Here is a 20,722-nt window from a genome sequence, read left to right on the forward strand (position 1 = left end):
TGCACGCCCCCGTCATGAGGTCCGCATGATCCGCATCTTCCTCCTCGCCCTGCCCCTGCTGCTGACCACCGCCCCCGCCGCGCAGGCGCAGCTTCCGGGCATCGAGCGCGACTGCGCGTCGCTGGGCCTGGCGCCACCACGCTTCGCCAGCCTCGCGCTGGGCGATGGCAGCTACATCTACCGGATGGAACTCGCCGATCGCGGACGGACGGGCCTCCGCTACAGCTACAGCTTCACCCTGCCCGGCAGCACCCGCCCGGCCGAAGCGCTGAACGGCTACCTGCCCCCGGGCGGCCAGATCGAGCATGCGCTGGGCACCAGTGACCGGAACCTGGACGCCAGGGCGCTCCAGAACGCGACGACGCTGCGCTGCTTCGCGCCCTAGGGCCGGATCGCCGCGGGGGCGGAAGCCTCCCCGGATGGGCGCCTCGCCGCGCGACGAAGGGACTTGGCAAGCGCCCCGGTTCCATGCCCCAATCCCGGATGACGGCGCCGTAAGATGCGCCGAGGCATTTGGGAGAACGTCATGGCCCACACCCTTTCACGCCGGCATGCCCTCGCCGTGGGCGGCGCCGTGCTCGCCGCGCCCCATGTGGCCAGCGGCCAGGGCCGTTACCCCGAACGCCCGATCCGCCTGATCATCCCCTGGGCGCCGGGCGGCAGCGCCGATGCGCAGCTCCGCAGCCTGGGCGAGCAGGCCGGCCGCCTGCTGGGCCAGCCCGTCGTCGCCGAAAATCGCGGCGGCGCCGGCGGCACGCTGCACGCCGTGCACCTGGCGCGCGAGGCGCGGCCCGATGGCTACACCATCGGCCAGATGCACCTCTCGGTGATCCGCCGGCCCTTTCTGGTGCGCAACCCGCAATGGGACGCGACGACCGACTTCACGAACTTCATCGGGCTGAGCGGCTGGCTCTTCGGCGTCGCCGTCGCAGCCAACAGCCGCTTCCAGACCTGGCAGGACATGATCACCTACGCCCGCGCCAATCCGGGCCGGGTGAGCTTCGCGACCTCCGGCATCGCCACGACGAACCATCTGACGATGGAAGACATCATGGCGCGCGAGCGGATCGAAATGACGCATGTCACCTTCCGCGGCGCCTCCGAGGCGGTGCCCCAGGTGCTGGGCGGGCAGATCGACATGATCGCGGACAGCAGCGTCTGGGCCGGGCCGGTCGAGGCGGGGCAGATGCGCCTGCTCAGTGTCTGGACGGCGGATCGCGTGTCGCGCTTCCCCAATGCGCCCACCCTGCGCGAGCTGGGCTATGACCTGGTCGTCACGTCGAACTACGGCCTGTGCGCCCCGCCGCGCATGGACCCCGGCATCGTCCGCCTGCTGCATGACGCCTTCCACACGGCGCTGATGGGCCCGGAGAACACGCGCGTGCGCAACCAGTTCGACATGCCGCTCGTCTACTACAACACGGCCGACTACCAGGAATTCGTCGTCCAACGCGCCGCCTATGAGCGCGAGATGGTCACAAGGCTCGGCATCCGCATGGAATAGCGCCGGTCCGCGTTCAGGGAGGAAACGAAAAGAATGACGATCCAACGCCGTGCGCTGCTCGGCGCGCTCGCCGCATCGCCCTTGGCCGCCCCCGCGCTGGCCCAGGGGCGCTACCCGAACCGCACCATCCGCTTCCTCATCCCCTGGCCGCCCGGCGGCAGCCTGGACGCGCTGCACCGGCAGATGTTCGAGATCTTCCAGCGCGACACGGGGCAGAGCATCGTCATCGAGAACATGCCCGGCGCGCGCGGCACCCGCGCGGCCTTCTTCCTGACGCAGCAGGCGCGGCCGGATGGCTACACCCTGGCGCATCACCACCTCTCCATCCTGCGCCACCCCTTCCTGACGCGGCAGCCGACCTGGGATCCCATCACGGATTTCAGCTACATCATGCAGGTCACCGGCTTCGTCTTCGGCACGGCGGTCCGCGCCGACCGCGGCTGGAACACGTTTGACGACATGATCGCCGAGGCGCGCCGCCGCCCGGGCCAGCTGACCTATTCCACCTCCGGCATCGCGACGACCAACCACCTGGCGATGGAGGACATCCTGGCCCAGCGCGGCGTGCGGATGGAGCACATCCCCACGCGCGGCGCGCAGGAGGGGGTGACCATGCTGCTCGGCCGGCAGATCGACATCGTGGCCGACGCCCAATCCTGGCGGCCGCAGGTGGAAAGCGGCGAGTTCAAGCTGCTGAGCGTCTGGACGCCGACGCGCCTCGGCTCCGCCCCCAATGCGCCCACGCTGCGCGAACTGGGCCTCGGGACCAGCGTGACTTCGCCCTATGGAATCGTCGGCCCGAAGGGCCTTGATCCGGAGATCGTGGACATCGTCCACCGCAGCCTGAAGAAGGCCTTCGAGGATGACGCCAGCCAGGCGATCATGCGGCGCTGGGAAAACCCCAACGAGTATCTGGGCCCGCAGGCCTATCTGGAATTCGCGCGGGAGCGCGTGGCCTATGAGCGGGATACGGTGCGCCGGCTGAACCTGAGCATCGACTGAGGCGGCCATCGGGGCGAGACTGCGCCCCATGCAAGATCGCCTCGACTCCCTGCTCGAATCCCTGCCGCGGGCCCATCCGGGCCCGGGCGGCGCCATCGCCATCCTCCGCGCGGGGGAGGTGCTCGTGCGCCACGCCTGGGGCTACGCCAATGCCGAGCGGCGCATCCCCTTCACGCCCGCCAGCCTCTTCCGCATGTGCTCCATCACCAAGCAGTTCACCTGCGGGGCGATGCTGGCCTCGGGCGCGGAACCCGCCGCGCTGGACGCCGCGGTGCGGGCGCGGCTGCCCCTGCTGGAGGGGCCAGCCCCCGGCGCGCTCCACCTCGCGCATAACCAGTCGGGCCTGCGCGACTATTGGGCGGTGGCCATGCTGCTCGGCTCGCCCGTGGAAGCGCCGTTCGGCGACGTGGAGGCCGCGCGGCTGATCGCCGCCACGCGCCGCCTGCAGTTCGCGCCGGGCACCCGCTATTCCTACTGCAACCAGAATTTCCGCCTGCTCTCCGACGCGCTCGAGACGGAAACCGGCCGGTCCTTCCCGGAACTTCTCGCCCGCCACCTCTTCCAGCCGGCCGGAATGGCGACGGCCTTCCTCGCCGCCGACACGCGCGCCATGCCGGACGGCACGGAAGGCTACGAGGGCAGCCAAGCCACCGGCTTCCGCGCGGCGGAGAACCGCATCCTCTGGACCGGTGATGCCGGTCTCGGCGCCAGCTTGGACGACATGATCGCCTGGGAACGCCATGTGGATGCGACGCGCGACGACCCGGCAGGGCTTTACAACCGGCTCAGCGCACCCGTGGCCTTCGCCGGTGGCGCGCCCGCCCCCTACGGCTTCGGCCTGGCGCGCGGGCGGGAATTCGGGCGGGACTTCACCGGCCACGGCGGCGCGCTGCGCGGCTGGCGCAGCCACCGCCTGCATGTGGCGGCCGAGCGCCTCTCCATCGTCGTCCTGTTCAACCACATGGGGGATGCGGCCGGCGCCGCGCTGGATGCGCTGGCCGCAGTGCTGGGCGAGACGCGCCCGCAGCCCGACGCCGGCCTGCCCGCCCCGACCTGGCTCGGCAGCTATCGCGAGCCGGAGACGGGGCTTTCGGCGCGCATCGACCTTGCCGCCCCCGGCCAGCTGCGGCTGCGCTTTGGCCATGGGGCGGAAAAGCTCGACCTCCAGCCGGATGGCTCGGCCGGGTCGGCCCGCACCCGGCTGCATGCCGGCCCCGACGGGCTATGGATGGAGCGCCCGCAGGAAAACCACCGCGCGCGGCTGATCCCCTGCGAAGGCACGGCGAGCCGCGACATCGCCGGGCACTACCATTGCGCCGAGCTGGACGCGGAACTGCTGGTGACCTCGGCGGGCGGCGTCGCCTATGGCGGCTTCGCCGGGCCGGTGGGCCAGGGGCGGATGGAGATGCTGGAGCCGATCGGCCCCGATCTCTGGGCGCTGCCCTGCCCGCGCGCGCTGGATCACGCGCCGCCGGGGGACTGGACGCTCGCCTTCCGCCGCGAGGCGGGGCAGGTCAGCGGCGTGCAGATCGGCTGCTGGCTGGCACGCGGGCTGGACTACCAGCGCCGCGCCTGAGGCCGGTCAGTCCAGGCCCATCGCCCAGAGCAGCACGCCCTTCTGGGCGTGTAGCCGGTTCTCCGCCTCGTCGAACACGACGCTCTGCGGGCCGTCCATTACCTCGTCGGTGATTTCCTCGCCGCGATGGGCCGGCAGGCAATGCATGACGATGGCATCGGGCGCCGCCTGCTTCAGCAGCGCGCCGTTGAGCTGATAGGGCGCCAGCAGGTTATGCCGGCTCAGCGTTTCGCCATCCTTCTCGTCGCTCATCGAGACCCAGCAATCGGTCACGACGCAGCGGGCGCCCTGGACCGCGGCGACGGGATCATGCGTCAGCTCGATCTGCGCGCCCTCGCGCCGCGCCCAGGCGATCAGCTCAGCGGGCGGCGCCAGCTCGGGCGGGGTCGCGATGCGCAGCGTGAAGCCGAAGCGCGCCGCGGCCTGGATGAAGCTCTGGGCCACATTGTTGCCATCGCCCGTCCAGGCGACGACCTGGCCGGCGATCGCGCCGCGATGCTCCTCGAAGGTCATCACATCGGCCATGAGCTGGCAGGGATGGCTGATGTTGGTCAGCCCGTTGATCACCGGCACCGTGGCATGCGCCGCGAGTTCGCGGATGTTCGAGACATCCGCGGTCCGCAACATGATGGCGTCCACGTAGCGCGAGAGCACGCGCGCCGTATCCTTCACGCTCTCGCCACGGTTCAGCTGGATCTCGCGCGCCGTGAGCACGAGCGGCGTGCCGCCGAGCTGGCGGATGCCCACCTCGAAGCTGACGCGGGTGCGCGTGGAGGGCAGCTCGAAGATCAGCGCCACCGTCTTGCCGGCCAGCGGCTGGCCCGGCACCTCGCCGCGCTTCGCCTTCTTGCCCAGCTCCAGCATGTGCCGGAGCGTGGGGCCGTCGAGGTCCATCAATTCCAGGAAGTGCCGGGGGCCTTCGCCGCCCCCGGCCGTCGGCTTCAACAAGGCACTCACTTGGCGGGCGCCAGCGCTTCAGCGGGCGTGAGGGCCAGGCAGGCGCGGTCGAGGGCGGCGAGCGCCTCATCCACCTCGGTTTCGGTGATGATCAGGGGCGGCGCCACGCGCAGCACGTTCATCCCGGCCGCGACGGTCAGCAGGCCTTCCTCCACGCATTGCGCCTGCATGGCGCCGTTGCTCACCTCCGGCACCAGGCGCAGGCCGAGCAGCAGCCCGGCGCCCTGCACGCCCAGGATCACGCGCGGATGGCGCTCGGCCAGCGCCAGCATGCCGCGCCAGAGGTGACGCGCCACGCGGTCCACCTGATCCAGGAAACCGGGGGCCAGGACCACGTCCAGCACAGCATTGCCCGCGGCGCAGGCCAGCGGCCCGCCGCCATAGGTGGTCCCGTGGGTGCCGGGTTTGAGGTGCTTGGCGACCGCCTCCTTCGCCATCACGGCGCCGAGCGGGAAGCCACCGCCGATGCCCTTGGCCGAGGACATGACGTCAGGCTCGATGCCGGCCCATTGATGCGCCCAGAGCTTGCCTGAGCGACCCATGCCGGTCTGCACCTCGTCCAGCGCCAGCAGCAGCCCGAACTCGTCGCAGACGGCGCGGAGTTCGCGCAGGAAGCGCAGGTCGGCCGGGCGGACGCCGCCCTCGCCCTGCACCGGCTCGATCATGATGCCGGCGGTGGCGGGGGTGATGGCGTCGCGGACGGCGTTCATGTTGCCAAAGGGCACATGGTCGAAGCCCTCGACGGCCGGGCCGAAGCCCGCGAGGTACTTCTCGTTGCCCGTGGCGCTCAGCATGGCGAGGGTGCGGCCGTGGAAGGCGCCCTCGAAGCAGATCATCCGGAACTTCTCCGGATGGCCGTTCTCGGCATGGTACTTCCGCACCGCCTTGACCATGCCCTCATTGGCTTCCGCGCCGGAATTGCAGAAGAACACGCTGTCGGCGAAGGAGGCCGCGACATGCCGCGCGGCCAGCTTCTCGGCCTGGGGCACGCGGTAGAGGTTGCTGACATGCATCACCCGCGCCGCCTGCTCGGCGATGGCCTTCACCAGGTGCGGGTGGCCGTGGCCGAGCGAGGAGGTGGCGATGCCGGAGCCGAAGTCGAGGAATCGTCGCCCCGCATCCGTCCACACATAGGCGCCCTCACCCCGCTCGAAAGCGAGGTCGGCACGGTTGTAGGTCGGCATCAGGGCGGGGATCACGCTTCAGCGCTCCTGTGGAACATCCGGCCGCGACATGCGGGCGGAAACCGCCAGCATGACGGAAAACCGCCGGGAATCAAGCCTTGGCTGGCGACAGCGGCCTCAGACGACGCTGTGTTCGTTCCGCATGGTCCTGACATTGTCGAGCGGATGATCCAGCGTTTCGGCGATTCCGCCTCGACGCGTCGCGCCCTAGCGGCCGCCGCCGGCCACCGGACCGCCGGCGGGCAGGATGCCGGCATTGCCGGACGGATTGGGCCCGATCCGGCCCACATTGCCGAAGAGCGCCTGCATCAGCGTGCGCTCATTGCCCGGGCTCGGCGTCTCGCGCTCGACGAAGTTCACGCGCGGCATGTCGCCCTGGGTGAAGTCGAGCTGCCGGATCTCGGCGACTGTGCCGGCCGGGTTGAAATCGATGGCGACGACGCGCTGGGACCGCAGCGCCATGCTGCGGGCGGGCCGCAGCTGCGTGACGCCGCTGATGTAATACCAACTGTTGTCGGAGAAGGTGCTGGTCTGGCTCGGGCTGCCCAGCAGCGCCTGCACGTCGGCCCGTGTGGAGACCCCCGTGGTGATCTGCGCGATCTGGTCCTCCGTCACCGGATGGCCGCGATTGACGATCGGCGTGGTGAACACGTCGCGCGGGCGCTCGGGCATCGGCGGCAGGTAGGCGCAGCCGGCCAATGCCGGCAGCGCCAGGAGGGTCAGGATTCGGATGTTGACCAAGGCTGGGTGACGGGCCATGTCCCGGGCTTAACGCCACCCTGCCCCCGTGGTCAATGCGCCTGAACGGCGCGCCCCGCCCGGGGGCTCTTGTCAGGATTTTCCGCATCATGGGCCTTTTCGGCCTGTTCCGGCGCCGCCCGCATGAGCGGACCGGCTTCGAGCTCTACGCGGCCGCCGTCGGCGCCGCCCGGACGCCCCGTTTCTATGCCGAGCTTGGCGTGCCCGACACCACGGCGGGGCGGTATGAGCTGGTCTGCCTGCATGTCGGCCTGCTGATCCGCCGCTTGCGCGCCGCCACCGACAAGACCGCCGACGCCCTGGGCCAGGCCGTCTTCGACGCGATGTTCGCCGACATGGACGTGAACCTGCGCGAGATGGGAATCGGCGACCTCAGCGTCGGCAAGCGGGTGAAGATGCTGTGGGAGGGCTTCCATGGCCGCGCCACCGCCTATGCCGAGGCGCTGGACCAGGGCGACACCGCTGCCCTCGCCGCCGCGCTGGAACGCAACATCTGGGTGAAGGAGCCCGCCCCCGAGGGCGCCGGCACGGAGCTCGCCCGCCATGCCGAGCGGGTCTCCGCCCTGCTGGCCGGGCAAGAGCTGGAGGCGCTGCTGCGGGGCCAGGTGCATTTCGCATGAGCGCCGAGTTCAGCCACCGCCTGCCCCTGGCCCATGTGCCCGCCGCCGGGCAGCGCCTGCACCTCGAGGCCGGGGCGGAGGAACGCGCCGCGCTGGCCCGCCGTTTCGAACTGCTGAGCCTGCATAGCCTGGCCGCCGACCTGCGCCTCACCCCGGGCGCCGAAGGGGAGGTGCAGGTGACGGGCGAATTGACGGCCGAGCTGGAGCAGGCCTGCGGCATCACCCTCGTCCCGATCCGGCAATCCGTGCGGGAGCCCATCGCCTGGCGGCTGCTGCCCGAGGGCATGGAGCCCTCCGATGGCGAGGATGACCCGGACGACATCGAGACCGAGCAGGGCGTGGCCGACCTTGGCGAGGCACTGGCCCAGCAATTGTCGCTCGCCCTCGACCCCTATCCGCGCGCGCCCGGCGCGGCCATGCCCGAGAATGCGGACAAGGACGCCGCGCATAGCCCCTTTGCAAAGCTGTTGCGTCTGAAGCCGCAAGGGTAGGTTGCGCGAGGGGAAGAATGGGTGCTAATCGCCCACCCTCCCTGCTGCCGCTTGCCCGCAGCGGCCGTTATCCCTTGGGCGCACCCCGCCCCGTCTCTTGCCAGGACCGACCGGCGCTTGTCCGGGCGGTCCCCTACCCGTTGAAAGGCTGGCTCCATGGCCGTCCCGAAGAAGAAAGTCTCCCCTTCCCGCCGCGGCATGCGCCGCAGCCACCTGGCGCTGGCGAAGGAAGGCCATGTGGAGTGCTCGAACTGCGGCGAGCTGAAGCGCCCGCACCATGTCTGCTCCTCCTGCGGTCATTATGACGGCCGTGAGGTCGCGGCCGCTGATGCGCTGAAGGGCGTGGTTCGCGGCTAAGCCGATGACGGGTGGGGCGATCCGCGCGTGAACATGGCGGCACCCTCCGAGGGGGCTTTGCGGCGATTTTCCCTCGCCGTTGACGCCATGGGCGGCGACCATGCCCCCGACAGCGTCCTCGACGGCCTGGACCTCGCGGCGGAGCGCCACCCCAAGGCGCAGTTCCTGCTCGTGGGTGACGAAGCGCGGCTGCGCGAAGGGCTGAAGACTCGGCCGCGCGCCGCCAAGCTCTGCGTCATCCGCCACGCGCCGGACGCGATCCCGGGCGACATGAAGCCGACCGTGGCGCTGCGCCAGGGGCGGAACTCCTCCATGCGCCTCGCCATCGACGCGGTGGCCAAGGGCGAGGCGGCGGGCGTCGTCTCCGCCGGCAACACGGGCGCGCTCATGGCGCTCGCCAAGATCGTCATCAAGACGATGCCCGAGATCGGCCGCCCGGCGCTGGCCGCCATCACCCCCTCCGCGCGGGGCGACGTGGTCATGCTCGACCTTGGCGCCAACATCCAGTGCGATGCGCGCAACCTCGTCGAATTCGCCATCATGGGCGATGCCTTCGCCCGCGCCGTGCTCGGCCTGCCCAACCCCACCATCGGCCTGCTCAATGTCGGCTCCGAGGAGCTGAAGGGCGATGACCGCGTGCGCCAGGCGGCCGAGGTACTGCGCGAGGGCCATGCCGGCATCAACTTCCATGGCTTTGTCGAGGGGCATGACATCGCCGCCGGCACCGTGGACGTGGTGGTGACGGATGGCTTCACCGGCAATGTCGCGCTCAAGACCGGCGAGGGCGCGCTGAAGCTGATGCGCGACCTGCTGCGCCAGGTCTTCACCTCGAGCATCCCGGCCCGCGCCGGCTACCTGCTGGCAAGGCCTGCGCTGGAGCGGTTGCGCGAGTGGATGGACCCACGCCGCTACAACGGTGCCATCCTGCTCGGCCTGAACGGCGTCGTCGTGAAGTCGCATGGCGGTACGGACGCGACGGGTTTCGCCCATGCCATGGACGTGGCGATGGACATGGTGACGCACGGCTTCACGCAGAACATCCGCGAGGGCCTCTCGCGCCTCGCCACGCATGCGCCGCCCATGACCGGCTCCGAGGCCGATCCGTCGGCCGTGACCGCTCAGCAGGACTGATCCGCCTTGACGCTTCGTTCCGTGATCGCCGGCTGCGGCGGCCATCTGCCCCCCAATGTGCTGGACAATGACGCCCTGGCGGCCCGCTTCGGCCTGGACACCAGCGATGCCTGGATCCGCGAGCGCAGCGGCATCACCCAGCGCCACCTCGCCGGGCCGGATGAGAGCTGCGCCTCGCTCGGCGCCGAGGCCGCGCGCAAGGCGCTGGCCCATGCCGGCGCCGCCGTTGATGAGGTGGACGGCATCATCGTCGCCACCGCCACGCCGGACCATGCCTTCCCCTCCACCGCCGTTCGCATCCAGGCGCTGCTGGGCATGACGCGCGGCTTCGGCTTCGACCTCTCGGCCGCCTGCACGGGCTTCGTCTATGCCCTCTCGGTCGCGGATGCGATGATCCGCGCGGGCCAGGCGAAGTCCCTGCTCGTCATCGGCAGCGAAGTCTATTCGCGCATCCTCGACTGGACCGACCGCGGCACCTGCGTGCTCTTTGGCGACGGCGCGGGCGCGGTGCTGCTGCGCGCGGAAGAGGGCGAGCGCGGCGTACTCTCCACCCACCTGCACGCCGATGGGCGCCATGGTGACATCCTGCTGGTGGAGGGCACCGCGGGCCCGCTGCGCATGGCGGGGCGCGAGGTGTTCAAGCACGCGGTCAACAAGCTCTCCGCCGTGGTGGACGAGGCACTGGCAGCGAATTCCATCGGCCGCGAGGATGTGCAGTGGCTGGTGCCGCACCAGGCGAACATCCGGATCATCGAGGCGATGGGCAAGAAGCTCGGCCTGCCGCGTGAGCGCGTGGTGGTGACGGTGGACCGCCACGCCAACACTTCCGCCGCCTCCGTGCCGTTGGCGCTGGCCGAGGCGGTGCATGACGGCCGGATCCAGCGCGGCGACCTGGTGCTGCTGGAAGCCATCGGCGGCGGCCTCACCTGGGGCGGGGCGCTGGTTAGGTTTTAGGCCCTCAGACACCGGGCCTATGAGGCCCGGATCCTGGAGGCGCAGCGACCATTCTCTGAGGTGGAGTTTGGTCGGGGCCCCTAATCCGCCCGCAGATTCGCCCGCTGCACGATCACGGCCCAGCGCTCACGCTCACTCGCAACGAAGCGCCCGAAATCGGCGGGAGTCGGACTCGTTTCCAGCTCGACGCCATTCTCGATGAGGCGCGAGCGCACCACCGGGTCGGCCAGCGTCGCGTTCATCGCGGCATGCAGGCGGGCCGTCGCCTCCACCGGCGTGCCGGCGGGCGCCAGCAGCCCATACCAGGTGGCGCTGTCGATCTGCGGGAAGCCCTGCTCAAAGGAGGTGCGCAGCTCCGGCAGGATGGAGGCGCGCTGGCGCCCGGCAATGGCGATGGCGCGCAGCGTCCCGGCCGAGAGGAAGGGCAGGAAGGGCGCCGCCGCATTGGTGATCATCTGTACGCGCCCGGCCACCACATCGGTCAGCGCGGGGGCCGTGCCGCGGTAATGGATGGCGTCCAGCTCGAAGCCGAGCGTCAGTGCGATCATCGCGCCCAGCGCATGCGCCGTGGTGCCCGCGCCCGGCGTGCCGAAGGTGAGTGGCGGGTTCTTGCCGCGCGCGAAGGCGCCGAGTTCCGCCAGGTTGCCCGCCGGCACCGAGGGGTGCACCGCGATGACATTGGGCGCCGCCCCCAGCAGGCCGATCGGCGCGAAGCCATTCGCCACGTCATAAGGCACGCGCGGATGCACGAGGCTCGAGATCACGAAGGAGCCACTGCCCGCGAGCAGGATGGTGGTGCCATCGGGCGCCGCCTTGGCGACGATGTCATTGCCCAGGATGCCGCCCGCGCCGCCGCGATTCTCGATGACGATAGGCTGGCCCAACCGCGCCGACATGCCCTCGGCCAGGATGCGGCCCACGATGTCGTTGCTGCCGCCGGCGGTGAAGGGGATGATCAACCGGATGGGACGGCCCTGCGCCCGGGCCAGCCCTGGCAGCGCCAGCAGGCCAAGGGCGGCACGGCGCGCGATCATTTGTGCTTCTCCTGCGCGTTCCGCAGCAGGGCCAGGCCGCGATACACCCCGTGCACCATCTTCGAGTAGGGCATCACCAGGAAGAAGGCGAGGACGAGGCCGAGATGGATGGCCAGCATCACGCCCATCGCGCCCGTATGGCGGATCGCGAGCAAGAGCAGGCCCGTGCTGCTGATCAGGAAGAGCAGCGCCAGCATGGCGTATTCCCCGCCCAGCAGGCGCTTCGCCACCGGGCCGGGGTCCGTCACCGTCTTCACCCACAGCAGCCCGGCCGTGCCGATGCACAGCAGGACGCCGCCCCAGGTGCCGAGCTGCACGGGCAGGCTCAGGAAGGCATGCGGCGACTTCCAGCCCATGAAATGATGGTAGAAGGCGCCCACGCTGGTGGCCGCGAAGCACATCATGAAGCCGTAGAACATGGCGTGGTGCAGGTGCCGCCGCGCCTGGGCGAAGCTGTCATCCAGGTCGTTGCAGCCATGCCCGCCGCCGCCCAGGTTGCGCAGCGTCAGGATGTCCACCGCCGCCTCGGCCACCGGCCCCGCCGTGATGGGCTTCTGCCCCGCGCCCGGCGCCGTGCCGCGCCAGTAGCGCACAGCGCCCATCCCCATGGCGAAGAGCGCATAGCCGAAGCTGAGCGAGGCCATGCCCACCATCAGCCAATAGGGGATCACCCGGAAGAAGGCGCCCGTGCCGGTCTGCGCGGTGTAGAGGATGGCCGGGTCCTGCAGCGCCATGGTCAGCAGCAGCACCAGCGTGACCGAGAGGAAGGCGGCCAGCGAGACCAGCGTGCCGTTGCGCTCGAAGGCGCGGCCCATGCCCTGTGGCCAGGCGTATTCGGCATACGATTCCGCACGGATCGTCGCGAAGGTCTCCGGCACGTTGATGCCGAAGGGGTGCGGCGGCGCATATTGGCAGGCGTGGTAGCAGCCCTTGCAGGAATGACAGAGGTTCGCGAGATGCGTGAGGTCACCCGTCGTGAACTCCCGCCGCAGCGTCATCGCGGGAAAGACGGCGCAATAGCCCTCGCAGTAGCGGCAGGCGTTGCAGATCTCCATCTGCCGCCGCGCTTCGATGGTGGCTTCGCTCTCCGTGCCGGTCATGCCGCCGGGCGCAGGGGGGCGGTTAATTCCTTCCAATTTTCGCGGCCTCCTCGCCTGCGATGCGGCCAAAGACGGTGCCGATGGTCATGCCGAAACCGGCCAGGTAGCCCTGGCCCAGGATGTTGCCCGCCATGATCTCGCCGCTGGCGAAGATGTTCCCCGAGGGCTTGCCATCGGCCATCATCACCCGCGCGCGATCATTCACCTTCACCCCCAGGAAGGTGAAGGTGATGCCCGGCGCCAGCGGGTGGCCGTAGAAGGGCGGCGTGTCGATGCGTCGCGCCCAGTGGCTCTTGGGGATGGCGAGGCCCTCGGTGCGGCAATCATCCAGCTTGTTGCCGTGGAAGGTGCCGGGCTGCACCGCCGCATTGTATTCGGCCACCACGCGCTCGAGCTTGGCGGGGTCGAGGTCGAGCATGACGGCGAGCTGAGCGATGCTGTCCGCCTTCATCGGCGGGAAGACGCTCGGCAGGTAGTTGTGCAGCGCCTGGCTGTCGGTGATGGCGAAGGCCCGCTGGTCGCGCTGCTGCGCGATCAGCCGGCCCCAGATGGCGTAGCGCTTGGGCCAGACATCCTCGCCCTCGTCATAGAAGCGCTCCACGTCCTTGTTCACGACGATGGAGAAGGGCACGCAGTCGAGGCGCATGGCGAGCCCGCCATCGGCCATTGGCGCGCGCGCGTCATTGGCCACGGCATGGAACTGCGTGGGGTCGCCGACCTCCTGAACGCCGCTCGCCAGCATGTCGCGCAAGACGCGACCCTGGGCATAGGGCGTGCCGCGGATCTGGAAATTGTCCGCCGCGTCGCCCCAGTATTCGCGCAGCCACTCGCGGTTCGCCTGGAAGCCGCCGGCCGAGGCGATGACGGCCTTGGCACGGATGCGCTGCGGGAAGCCCCGCCAGGAGACGATGGCCTCCCGCGCGAAGCCCTCCTCGATGGCGATGTGCTGCACCTCGGTGTCGTAGAGGATGGTGATGCCGAGCTTCTCGGCCGTGCGGTAGAGCGCATTCACCAGCGCCTTGCCGCCGCCCAGGAAGAAGGCGTTGGTGCGGGAGAGGCTGAGCGTGCCTGACAGGCTCGGCTGGAAGACCACGCCGCAATCGCGCAGAAAGCCGGGCGCATGTTCGCTTGCGCGGATGCACATGCGCGCCAGCGCCTCATCCGTGCGGCCGCCGGTCACGCGCAGCAGGTCATCCCAGTATTCCTCCTCGAGGTAGCTCTCGGTGAGCACGTCGGTCGGCTTGGGGTGCAGGGCGCGCAGGTTGCGCGTGTGGCGGGAGTTGCCGCCGCGCATGGCCTTCGGCGCATGCTCGGCGACGATGACGCTGGCGCCGGCCCGCGCCGCGGTGATCGCGGCCGAGAGCGCCGCATTTCCGCCGCCCACCACCAGGACGTCCCAGAGACGTGTGAATTCAACCATATGACTGCATATGCGCGGCGGGCCGCGCCTGTCCAGCGGCCTACCGGCCGCTTAAGCGCCGATTCACCATCGCGGGCCCATGAAGGCCACGGGGCGCCGCAGGAGCCGGACGCCACGCCTCGAAAGCAACATCATGCCGGAAGCCGCGGAGACCACAGCATGAGCACCGCCGCCCGCCGCCCCCTGGGCGACCGCGAGCGCTTCGTCGCCTTCGCCTTCGCCGGCGCCGACATGCTGGTCGAGACCAACCTGGAAGGCCAGATCGCCTTCACCGCCGGCGCCTTCCGCGTGCGCTTCGGCGCCGCGCCGGAAAGCTTCATGGGCCAGGACCTCGCCGCCCTCATCGCCGCGCCCGATCGCAGCAGCTTCGCCGCCGCCCTGGCCTTGATGCCCGAGCGCGGCCGCCTCTCGCCCACCGTGATCCGCCTCGCGAATGCCGAACAGACGCCCTTCGTCGTTTCCGGCCTGCACCTGGCCCTGCCGGGCGAGCCGCCGCGGCTGTGCCTTTCCATGGGCCCGGTGCCCATCCCGCTCGATCCCGCGGCCGATGCCACGCCCACCGCCGTGGCGCTGCTGCGCGAAGCGGAGACGCGGCTACGCCGGCCGGGCCAAGGCGCGGGCGGGCTCGGCCTCATCGAGGTGTCGGGCCCGATGACGGCGGAGATGCGCGCCGCGCTGACCGGCCAGGCCGGCAACATGGCGGCGGAGCTGGCGCCGGGCCGCTACGGGCTGCTCTCCGCCGCCGGAGCCAGCGCGGCCGAGATCGCCGCCGTGACCGAACGCCTCGAGATCCTGCTGCGGCAGCAGGGACAAGGGGGCAGCGTGAGCGGCGGCATGCTGCAGCTGGATGGGGGCGCGCTTTCGCCCGTCCAGGCCGTCCGGGCATTGCGGCATGGGCTGGCCACCTTCACCCGCGCCGGCGCCGCCGGGCTGCTCGAGGAGGGCTTCAGCAACGGGCTCTCGGGCTTCGTCGAGCAGATCACCGCGCGCGCCGGCACCATCCGCAGGGCCATCGCCCAGCGGCGCTTCCACCTCGACTACCAGCCCATCATGAGCCTCGGCGAGCGCGCCCTGCACCATTACGAGGCGCTGCTCCGCCCCGAGCGTGGCCTGCTGGGGGCCGATGCGGGCCCGCAGGATTTCGTCACCCTGGCCGAGACGGTCGGCCTGACGGAGGAACTCGACCTCGCCGTCACCGAGGTCGCTTTGCAGGCGGCCAGCGCACTCACCGGGGCGCAGCGCATCGCGGTGAACATCTCCGGCCTGTCGCTCCAGAGCACGGCCTTCCGCAAGAGCCTGGACGCGCTGATCGCGGCCCATCCCTCCGCCGGGCAGCGCCTGATGGTGGAGCTGACCGAGAGCGCCGAGATCGAGGAGGAGGCCGCAGCCGCCGCCACGCTCGAAAGCCTGCGCGCGCGCGGCATCCCGGTCTGCCTCGATGATTTCGGCGCGGGCGCCGCGGCCTTCCGCTACCTCAAAGCCTTCCGCGTGGACTATGTGAAGGTGGATGGCAGCTTCGTCGAGGCGGCGATGCGCAGCGAGCGGGACCGCAGCTTCGTTGCCTCCATGGTGGATCTTTCCGTCGCCGTGGGCGCCCGCGTGGTGGCCGAGCGGATCGAGACGGAAGAGATGGCGCTCATGATGCGCGGGCTTGGCGTGCATCTCGGCCAGGGCTGGCATTTCGGCCGCCCCGGCCCCCTGCCGAAGCCCCAGACGGTGGCAGTGGCGCGACGCAGCGGAAAGCAGGAAAGCTGGGGCTGACGGGCTTCCCAGGCCCGGGCGCAGCGCCCTAGGCTCGTCCGCATGAGTCGTGATCGTGTTCTCATCGTGGGCGCGGGGCCGGTCGGCCTTGTCGCCGCCGCGGCCTTGGCGGCCGAGGCCATTCCCGTCGCCATCATCGAGGCCGAGCGCGACCTGCCGGACGGCATGCGCGCCAGCACCTTCCACCCGCCCACGCTCGACATGCTGGAGCGCTTCGGCGTGGTGGAGAGCCTGATCGCGGACGGCCTGATCTGCCCCACCTGGCAGTTCCGCGACCGTGCCGAGGGGCCCATCGCCACCTTCGACCACGCGATGATCGCGGATGACACGCGCCACCCCTACCGCCTGCAATGCGAGCAATGGCGGCTCACGCGCCTGCTGCGCGAGCGCCTGGCGGCGAATGCGGCGGTGGAGTTCATCTACGACGCGCGCGCGCTCGGCGTGACGCAGGACAAGGACGGCGTTCGCCTCACCATCAGCCGGCCGGACGGCCATCGGGAAGAACTGGCCGGCCGCTTCCTCATCGGCGCCGACGGCGCGCGCAGCGCCATCCGCAAGAGCCTTGGCATCGGCTTCGAGGGGCAGACCATCCCCGAGATCTACCTGACGCTCTCCACGCCCTTCGCCTATCACGACGCGATCGAGGACCTCACCAACATCGCCTATATCAGCGACCCGGATGAGTGGTTCGTGCTGCTGCGGAACCGCAACCTCTGGCGCCTGCTGCTGCCGACCGACCCGAACGAGCCGGAGGAGGTCATGCTCTCCGATGCGCGGATCGAGCAGCGCATGCAGGAGGTTCTGTCCAAGGGCGGCGCCTACGAGATTACGCACCGCACCGCCTATCGCGTGCATGAGCGCGTGGCCGAGCGCTATGTGGAAGGCCGTGTCTTCCTCGCGGGCGATGCGGCGCATGTGAACAATCCGCTCGGCGGCATGGGCATGAATGGCGGCATCCATGACGCACTGAACCTGGCGGAGAAGCTTGCCGCCGTCTGGCGCGGCGCGCCGCTGGCGGCGATGGGCCGCTACGAGCGGCAGCGGCGCAAGGTGGCGCTGGAGGTCGTGCAGCAGCAGGCGCTGCGGAACCGCTCCATCCTGAACCAGAAGGACCCGGCGGTGCGCCAGGCCTTCCTCGACGATCTGCGCGCGACGGTGGCCGATCCGGCGCGACACCGCGCGCATCTGCTGCGCACCAGCATGATCCAAAGCCTGCGTGACCTGGAGGCCATCGAATGACCGAGACCGATGAAGAAATCTACGCCCGCCAGGGCCTCGGCCGCCGTGCGGGCTTCGGCGTCGCGCCCGCGCTGGTCATCGTGGACTATGTGGTGGGCTTCGCCGACCCGTCGCAATTCGGCGGCGGAAATATCGGCCCCGCCATCGCTGAAACCGTCCATCTGCTCGCCCATGCGCGGCGCAAGGGCTGGCCGGTCGCGCATACCCGCGTGGTCTATGCCGAAGATGGCTCGGATGCGGGCGTCTTCACCCTGAAGGCGCCTTCGTTGCTGAAGCTGACGGAGCATTCGCCGCTCTCGCAGATCATCCCGGAACTCACGCCCGCGCCGGGCGAACTCGTGGTGCGCAAGCGCGGCGCCTCGGCCTTTTTCGACACGAATCTCGCGGGCTTCCTGACGATGCGACGGGTGGACACGCTGATCGTGGCAGGCTGCACCACCTCGGGCTGCGTGCGCGCGACGGTGGTCGATTCCCTGCAGCATGATTTCCGCACCATCGTGGCGACGGATTGCGTGGGCGACCGCGCCATCGCGCCGCATGAGGCCAACCTCTTCGACATGGGCCAGAAATACGCGGACCTGATGACGCGGGCCGAGATCGAGGCGCTGGGGTGAACGAGGCGCGCGTCACGCTGGAGGTCGCGGCCGGCATCGCGCGCCTCACCTTCGACCATCCGCGCCGGATGAACGCCATCACCGCCGCCATGTGGCAGGCGCTGCCCGGCCTGCTGGACCAGGTCCAGGACGACCCCGCCATCCGCGTGCTGCTGCTCCAGGGTGCGGGCGATCGGGCCTTCTGCACCGGCAACGACATCTCGGAATTCGAGGCGATCCGCGCCGATGCCGCGCAATCCGCCGCCTACAACGCGCTCCAGCGCGCGGTGGCGGAACGCATGGCGGCGCTGGAGAAGCCCGCCATCGCCGCCATCCACGGCCATTGCCTGGGCGCAGGGCTCGAGCTCGCCCTGCAATGCGACATGCGCTTCGCGAGCCAGGAGGCGCGCATGGGCGTGCCCGCCGTCCGCCTGGGCCTGCCCTACCGGCTGGAGGATATCGCGAAGCTCGTGGATGTGGCCGGCCTCGCCACCGCGCGGCGCATGGTGCTGACCGGGCGCAGCTTCGCCGGCGCCGAGCTGGAGCGGATGGGCCTCGTCACGCAAATGCTGCCCGATCGGGCCGCGATGCTGGCAGCGGCCGAGGCGGCGGCCAGCGACATCGCCGCGGCCGCACCGCTCTCGCTGCGCGCCGCCAAGGCCGCCTTCCGCGAGATCGCGCGACGCGACGGCCCGCCAGACCTGGCCCGCGCCCAGGCGCTGGCCGACGCCTGCTACGACAGCGCCGATTACGCCGAGGGCCGCGCCGCCCGGCGCGAGGGCCGCCCGCCGCGCTTCACCGGCCGCTAATCCCCCGCGCGCGACTTCCGCTTGCCCAGCGCCATGCTGAGCGCGAAGACGCCCATACCCCCCAGCAGCGACATCAGGATGAAGCCCCATTTCAGCCCGGCGGTGCGGGCCTTGGGGTCATCCATCACCTGCACCAGCAGCAGCCCGAAGATGACGACGCCAACACTGCCGATGGCCGTCGCGACGATGCCGAACTGCCGCATCCTGCGGTCCATGCCTCCCCTCCCCTTTCTGGTTCAGTGGAGTTTGACACCAGGCTCCGCCCTTTGCGAGACGAGGCTGGCCAGGCTGCGCCAGGCGGTGGGCGCGCTGCCATGCAGCGCCGTCTGGTGCATCTTGTAGAGCGAGCGATACATCAGCCGCGCGAAATACCCCTCGATGAACATGGACTTGCCCACCAGGAAGCCCATCAGGCTGCCCACCGTGCTGTATTTTCCGAGCGAGACGAGCGAGCCGAAATCCCGATAGACGAAGGGCTCGAGCGGCTTGCCGTCGAGCAGACGCTCGATCTGGTTGTACATGTGGCTGGCCTGCTGGTGCGCCGCCTGGGCGCGCGGCGGGATCGGCTGGTCCGACCCCTCGCGCGGGCAGGAGGCGCAGTCGCCCAGCGCGAAGACGCTCTCGTCGCGCGTCGTCTGCAGCGTGGGCAGGACCTTGAGCTGGTTGATCCGGTTGGTTTCGAGGCCACCGATGTCCTTCAGGAAATCCGCGCCCTTCACCCCCGCCGCCCAGACCGTCAGCTCGGCGGGCAGGAAACCGCCATCGGCCAGGACCACGCCATCGGCCCGCACCTCGGCCACGCGCGTGCCGGCATGCACCTCGACGCCCATCTTCGCGAGCAGGTCATTGGTCGCGGCCGAAATGCGCTCGGGCAGGGCGGGCAGGATGCGCGGCGCCGCCTCCACCAGCATGATGCGGATGTCGCGCTCGGGCTGGATGCGATCGAGGCCATAGGCGACGACGGCGCGCACGGTGCGGTGCAGTTCGGCGGCCAGCTCCGTGCCGGTCGCGCCCGCGCCGATGATCGCCACATGCAATTGCCCGGGCCGCACCGGCTCGGGCTGCGCGTTGGCGCGCAGGCAGGCGTTCACCAGGCGGCGGTTGAAGCGACTCGCCTGATCCAGCGTCTCCAGCGGGATGGCGTGCTGCGCGGCGCCGGGCGTGCCGAAATCATTGGTGACGGACCCGACCGAGATGATCAGCGTGTCGTAGGCCAGGCGGCTCGCCGGCGTGATCTCGCGCCCTTCCTCGTCCAGCATGGCGCCGAGCAGCACCTCCTTCGCCGCGCGATCGAGGCCCACCATCTCGCCGAAGCGGTAGGTGAAGTGGTGCCAATGCGCCTGGGCCAGGTAGTTCAGCTCATGCTGCGCGCGATCCAGGCTGCCCGCCGCCACCGCATGCAGCAACGGCTTCCAGAGATGCGTGCGGCTGCGCTCCACCAGCGTCACCTGTGCGCGCTGTCCTTTCCCGTAGCGATTGCCGAGGCGGGTGGCGAGTTCGAGGCCGCCGGCGCCCCCTCCGACGATGACGATGCGGTGCGGATCAGCCATGCCAAGCCCCCTTATGCCCAGGGCAGCGTAACGCCCGGCATCGTTGCAGGCAAAAAACATATCGGGGGCAACCTTGCGGGGCGGCCAGGCGTTGATGGTCCGCGTGGGTCCTCACGCGCCAGAACCCGGAGACCGCGCCATGCCCATCGGCACCATCCTCGTCATCCTTCTCATCATCGCGCTGCTGGGCGGGTTCAGCGGCCGCTTCGGTGGCTATGGCTACGGCTTCGGCCATGGCAGCATCGGCGTGCTGGGCACGGTCCTGATCATCGTCGTCATCCTGATGGTGTTGGGACGCATCTGACGGGGGAATGATTGGCGGAACCTTTCCAGGTCACGCCCGAGGGGCTGCGGCTCGTCGTCCGCCTCACCCCGCGCGCGGGGCGGGATGGGCTGGATGGCGTCGCGACCACGCCGGATGCGGGAACGCATCTGCGCTTGCGCCTCTCTGCCCCGCCAGTGGAAGGCGCGGCCAATGCGGCGCTCATCGCCTTCCTGGCCCGCGCGCTGGGGCTGCGCAAATCCGACATCCGCCTGCTCGCGGGCGAGCGGGCGCGGGTGAAGCGCCTGCTGCTGGCGGGCGACGGCGCCGAACTGGCCCGGCGCGTCACGGCCTGGATCACCCCCTCGACCTGAGGCGCGCTCCGTGCTTTTTCCGCCGACAACTCCAGCAAAGGGCAG

23 protein-coding genes are annotated in these 20,722 nt (G+C 70.3%); 15 read left to right on the forward strand and 8 right to left on the reverse strand.

The features are described from left to right. Nucleotides 1-25: 25 nt before the first annotated feature. The 4 genes from R9Z33_RS22010 (at nucleotide 26) to R9Z33_RS22025 (ending at nucleotide 4,082) form a co-directional block, all read left to right on the forward strand. Nucleotides 26-385: a hypothetical protein gene (locus R9Z33_RS22010; RefSeq protein WP_318648719.1), complete on the forward strand. Its 360-nt coding sequence runs from the start codon at nucleotides 26-28 to the stop codon at nucleotides 383-385. Nucleotides 386-526: 141 nt separating this feature from the next. Continuing rightward, nucleotides 527-1,504, forward strand: a complete 978-nt coding sequence (locus R9Z33_RS22015; protein ID WP_318648720.1) for a Bug family tripartite tricarboxylate transporter substrate binding protein — start codon at nucleotides 527-529, stop codon at nucleotides 1,502-1,504. 33 nt (nucleotides 1,505-1,537) lie between these two features. Continuing rightward, a complete protein-coding gene (locus tag R9Z33_RS22020) occupies nucleotides 1,538-2,506 on the forward strand; it encodes a tripartite tricarboxylate transporter substrate binding protein (protein WP_318648721.1) in 969 nt (322 codons plus the stop codon). 28 nt (nucleotides 2,507-2,534) lie between these two features. Further along, nucleotides 2,535-4,082 carry a D-aminopeptidase gene (locus R9Z33_RS22025; protein ID WP_318648722.1) on the forward strand — a complete coding sequence of 516 codons (1,548 nt, stop codon included), beginning with the start codon at nucleotides 2,535-2,537 and terminating at the stop codon, nucleotides 4,080-4,082. A 6-nt stretch (nucleotides 4,083-4,088) separates the two neighbouring features. On the opposite strand, the gene argF is transcribed toward R9Z33_RS22025, so the two are convergent. The 3 genes from argF to R9Z33_RS22040 all read right to left on the reverse strand — a co-directional run bounded on the left by argF (nucleotide 4,089) and on the right by R9Z33_RS22040 (nucleotide 6,982). Then, nucleotides 4,089-5,039 (reverse strand): ornithine carbamoyltransferase, encoded by a 951-nt coding sequence (argF, locus tag R9Z33_RS22030; RefSeq protein ID WP_318648723.1) that lies wholly within the window; start codon nucleotides 5,037-5,039, stop codon nucleotides 4,089-4,091. Beyond that, nucleotides 5,036-6,238 carry an aspartate aminotransferase family protein gene (locus tag R9Z33_RS22035; protein WP_318648724.1) on the reverse strand — a complete coding sequence of 401 codons (1,203 nt, stop codon included), beginning with the start codon at nucleotides 6,236-6,238 and terminating at the stop codon, nucleotides 5,036-5,038. Before R9Z33_RS22035 ends, argF begins: the two co-directional genes overlap by 4 nt. Nucleotides 6,239-6,430: 192 nt before the next feature. After that, nucleotides 6,431-6,982, reverse strand: coding sequence for an outer membrane protein assembly factor BamE (locus R9Z33_RS22040; RefSeq protein ID WP_318648725.1), 552 nt, complete (start codon nucleotides 6,980-6,982; stop codon nucleotides 6,431-6,433). Between the two features lie 89 nt (nucleotides 6,983-7,071). Here R9Z33_RS22040 and R9Z33_RS22045 point away from each other — a divergent pair, with 89 nt between their 5' ends. The 5 genes from R9Z33_RS22045 (at nucleotide 7,072) to R9Z33_RS22065 (ending at nucleotide 10,535) form a co-directional block, all read left to right on the forward strand. Further along, nucleotides 7,072-7,602, forward strand: coding sequence for a ubiquinol-cytochrome C chaperone family protein (locus tag R9Z33_RS22045; protein ID WP_318648726.1), 531 nt, complete (start codon nucleotides 7,072-7,074; stop codon nucleotides 7,600-7,602). Continuing rightward, entirely contained in the window at nucleotides 7,599-8,093 is a 495-nt protein-coding gene (locus R9Z33_RS22050; RefSeq protein ID WP_318648727.1) for a YceD family protein, read from the forward strand. The genes R9Z33_RS22045 and R9Z33_RS22050 overlap by 4 nt, the downstream gene beginning before the upstream one ends. Nucleotides 8,094-8,249: 156 nt before the next feature. Then, on the forward strand, nucleotides 8,250-8,450 hold the full coding sequence (gene rpmF, locus R9Z33_RS22055; RefSeq protein WP_318648728.1) for a 50S ribosomal protein L32: 201 nt from the start codon (nucleotides 8,250-8,252) through the stop codon (nucleotides 8,448-8,450). A gap of 33 nt (nucleotides 8,451-8,483) precedes the next feature. Then, a complete protein-coding gene (plsX, locus tag R9Z33_RS22060; protein ID WP_318648729.1) occupies nucleotides 8,484-9,581 on the forward strand; it encodes a phosphate acyltransferase PlsX in 1,098 nt (365 codons plus the stop codon). Between the two features lie 6 nt (nucleotides 9,582-9,587). Continuing rightward, nucleotides 9,588-10,535, forward strand: coding sequence for a beta-ketoacyl-ACP synthase III (locus tag R9Z33_RS22065; protein ID WP_318648730.1), 948 nt, complete (start codon nucleotides 9,588-9,590; stop codon nucleotides 10,533-10,535). Between the two features lie 80 nt (nucleotides 10,536-10,615). On the opposite strand, the gene R9Z33_RS22070 is transcribed toward R9Z33_RS22065, so the two are convergent. The 3 genes from R9Z33_RS22070 to tcuA are packed head-to-tail and all read right to left on the reverse strand — an operon-like array spanning nucleotide 10,616 to nucleotide 14,089. Further along, a complete protein-coding gene (locus tag R9Z33_RS22070) occupies nucleotides 10,616-11,569 on the reverse strand; it encodes a tripartite tricarboxylate transporter substrate-binding protein (RefSeq protein ID WP_318648731.1) in 954 nt (317 codons plus the stop codon). Further along, on the reverse strand, nucleotides 11,566-12,669 hold the full coding sequence (tcuB, locus tag R9Z33_RS22075; RefSeq protein WP_318648732.1) for a tricarballylate utilization 4Fe-4S protein TcuB: 1,104 nt from the start codon (nucleotides 12,667-12,669) through the stop codon (nucleotides 11,566-11,568). The genes R9Z33_RS22070 and tcuB overlap by 4 nt, the downstream gene beginning before the upstream one ends. A gap of 22 nt (nucleotides 12,670-12,691) precedes the next feature. Then, nucleotides 12,692-14,089, reverse strand: coding sequence for an FAD-dependent tricarballylate dehydrogenase TcuA (tcuA, locus tag R9Z33_RS22080; protein ID WP_318648733.1), 1,398 nt, complete (start codon nucleotides 14,087-14,089; stop codon nucleotides 12,692-12,694). A 159-nt stretch (nucleotides 14,090-14,248) separates the two neighbouring features. Between tcuA and R9Z33_RS22085 the strand changes: the two genes are divergently transcribed. Genes R9Z33_RS22085 through R9Z33_RS22100 form a run of 4 tightly spaced genes read left to right on the forward strand, consistent with a single transcriptional unit; the run spans nucleotide 14,249 to nucleotide 18,491 of the window. Further along, complete coding sequence (locus R9Z33_RS22085; RefSeq protein ID WP_318648734.1) at nucleotides 14,249-15,850, forward strand: EAL domain-containing protein; 1,602 nt, start codon at nucleotides 14,249-14,251, stop codon at nucleotides 15,848-15,850. A gap of 42 nt (nucleotides 15,851-15,892) precedes the next feature. Then, a complete protein-coding gene (locus R9Z33_RS22090) occupies nucleotides 15,893-17,089 on the forward strand; it encodes an FAD-dependent oxidoreductase (protein ID WP_318648735.1) in 1,197 nt (398 codons plus the stop codon). Beyond that, complete coding sequence (locus R9Z33_RS22095) at nucleotides 17,086-17,703, forward strand: isochorismatase family protein (protein WP_318648736.1); 618 nt, start codon at nucleotides 17,086-17,088, stop codon at nucleotides 17,701-17,703. The genes R9Z33_RS22090 and R9Z33_RS22095 overlap by 4 nt, the downstream gene beginning before the upstream one ends. Beyond that, nucleotides 17,700-18,491, forward strand: a complete 792-nt coding sequence (locus R9Z33_RS22100) for an enoyl-CoA hydratase-related protein (protein WP_318648737.1) — start codon at nucleotides 17,700-17,702, stop codon at nucleotides 18,489-18,491. The genes R9Z33_RS22095 and R9Z33_RS22100 overlap by 4 nt, the downstream gene beginning before the upstream one ends. Here R9Z33_RS22100 and R9Z33_RS22105 read toward each other — a convergent pair. Together R9Z33_RS22105 and R9Z33_RS22110 are read right to left on the reverse strand one after the other, a co-directional pair. After that, nucleotides 18,488-18,706, reverse strand: coding sequence for a hypothetical protein (locus R9Z33_RS22105; RefSeq protein WP_318648738.1), 219 nt, complete (start codon nucleotides 18,704-18,706; stop codon nucleotides 18,488-18,490). The genes R9Z33_RS22100 and R9Z33_RS22105 overlap by 4 nt on opposite strands. A gap of 21 nt (nucleotides 18,707-18,727) precedes the next feature. Beyond that, nucleotides 18,728-20,041 carry an NAD(P)/FAD-dependent oxidoreductase gene (locus R9Z33_RS22110; RefSeq protein WP_318648739.1) on the reverse strand — a complete coding sequence of 438 codons (1,314 nt, stop codon included), beginning with the start codon at nucleotides 20,039-20,041 and terminating at the stop codon, nucleotides 18,728-18,730. A gap of 139 nt (nucleotides 20,042-20,180) precedes the next feature. On the opposite strand from R9Z33_RS22110, the gene R9Z33_RS22115 reads away from it, so the two are divergent. Both R9Z33_RS22115 and R9Z33_RS22120 read left to right on the forward strand, forming a co-directional pair. Then, nucleotides 20,181-20,345 (forward strand): DUF3309 family protein, encoded by a 165-nt coding sequence (locus R9Z33_RS22115; RefSeq protein ID WP_318648740.1) that lies wholly within the window; start codon nucleotides 20,181-20,183, stop codon nucleotides 20,343-20,345. 11 nt (nucleotides 20,346-20,356) lie between these two features. After that, the gene (locus R9Z33_RS22120; RefSeq protein ID WP_318648741.1) at nucleotides 20,357-20,677 is read left to right on the forward strand and encodes a DUF167 domain-containing protein; all 321 of its coding nucleotides are present in this window, start codon (nucleotides 20,357-20,359) and stop codon (nucleotides 20,675-20,677) included. Nucleotides 20,678-20,722 lie beyond the last annotated feature (45 nt).

It is taken from the genome of Sediminicoccus rosea, from assembly GCF_033547095.1.
GTDB lineage: Bacteria > Pseudomonadota > Alphaproteobacteria > Acetobacterales > Acetobacteraceae > Roseococcus > Roseococcus rosea.

Coding starts and splice junctions, on each gene's coding strand:
- R9Z33_RS22045 (WP_318648726.1), top strand. CDS start 7,072: ATGGGCCTTTTCGGCCTGTTCCGGCGCCGCCCGCATGAGCGGACCGGC.
- tcuB (WP_318648732.1), bottom strand. CDS start 12,669: ATGACCGGCACGGAGAGCGAAGCCACCATCGAAGCGCGGCGGCAGATG.
- R9Z33_RS22090 (WP_318648735.1), top strand. CDS start 15,893: ATGAGTCGTGATCGTGTTCTCATCGTGGGCGCGGGGCCGGTCGGCCTT.
- R9Z33_RS22040 (WP_318648725.1), bottom strand. CDS start 6,982: ATGGCCCGTCACCCAGCCTTGGTCAACATCCGAATCCTGACCCTCCTG.
- R9Z33_RS22050 (WP_318648727.1), top strand. CDS start 7,599: ATGAGCGCCGAGTTCAGCCACCGCCTGCCCCTGGCCCATGTGCCCGCC.
- R9Z33_RS22115 (WP_318648740.1), top strand. CDS start 20,181: ATGCCCATCGGCACCATCCTCGTCATCCTTCTCATCATCGCGCTGCTG.
- R9Z33_RS22015 (WP_318648720.1), top strand. CDS start 527: ATGGCCCACACCCTTTCACGCCGGCATGCCCTCGCCGTGGGCGGCGCC.
- R9Z33_RS22010 (WP_318648719.1), top strand. CDS start 26: ATGATCCGCATCTTCCTCCTCGCCCTGCCCCTGCTGCTGACCACCGCC.
- R9Z33_RS22110 (WP_318648739.1), bottom strand. CDS start 20,041: ATGGCTGATCCGCACCGCATCGTCATCGTCGGAGGGGGCGCCGGCGGC.
- R9Z33_RS22025 (WP_318648722.1), top strand. CDS start 2,535: ATGCAAGATCGCCTCGACTCCCTGCTCGAATCCCTGCCGCGGGCCCAT.
- R9Z33_RS22020 (WP_318648721.1), top strand. CDS start 1,538: ATGACGATCCAACGCCGTGCGCTGCTCGGCGCGCTCGCCGCATCGCCC.
- R9Z33_RS22070 (WP_318648731.1), bottom strand. CDS start 11,569: ATGATCGCGCGCCGTGCCGCCCTTGGCCTGCTGGCGCTGCCAGGGCTG.
- rpmF (WP_318648728.1), top strand. CDS start 8,250: ATGGCCGTCCCGAAGAAGAAAGTCTCCCCTTCCCGCCGCGGCATGCGC.
- plsX (WP_318648729.1), top strand. CDS start 8,484: ATGGCGGCACCCTCCGAGGGGGCTTTGCGGCGATTTTCCCTCGCCGTT.
- tcuA (WP_318648733.1), bottom strand. CDS start 14,089: ATGGTTGAATTCACACGTCTCTGGGACGTCCTGGTGGTGGGCGGCGGA.
- R9Z33_RS22095 (WP_318648736.1), top strand. CDS start 17,086: ATGACCGAGACCGATGAAGAAATCTACGCCCGCCAGGGCCTCGGCCGC.
- R9Z33_RS22105 (WP_318648738.1), bottom strand. CDS start 18,706: ATGGACCGCAGGATGCGGCAGTTCGGCATCGTCGCGACGGCCATCGGC.
- R9Z33_RS22085 (WP_318648734.1), top strand. CDS start 14,249: ATGAGCACCGCCGCCCGCCGCCCCCTGGGCGACCGCGAGCGCTTCGTC.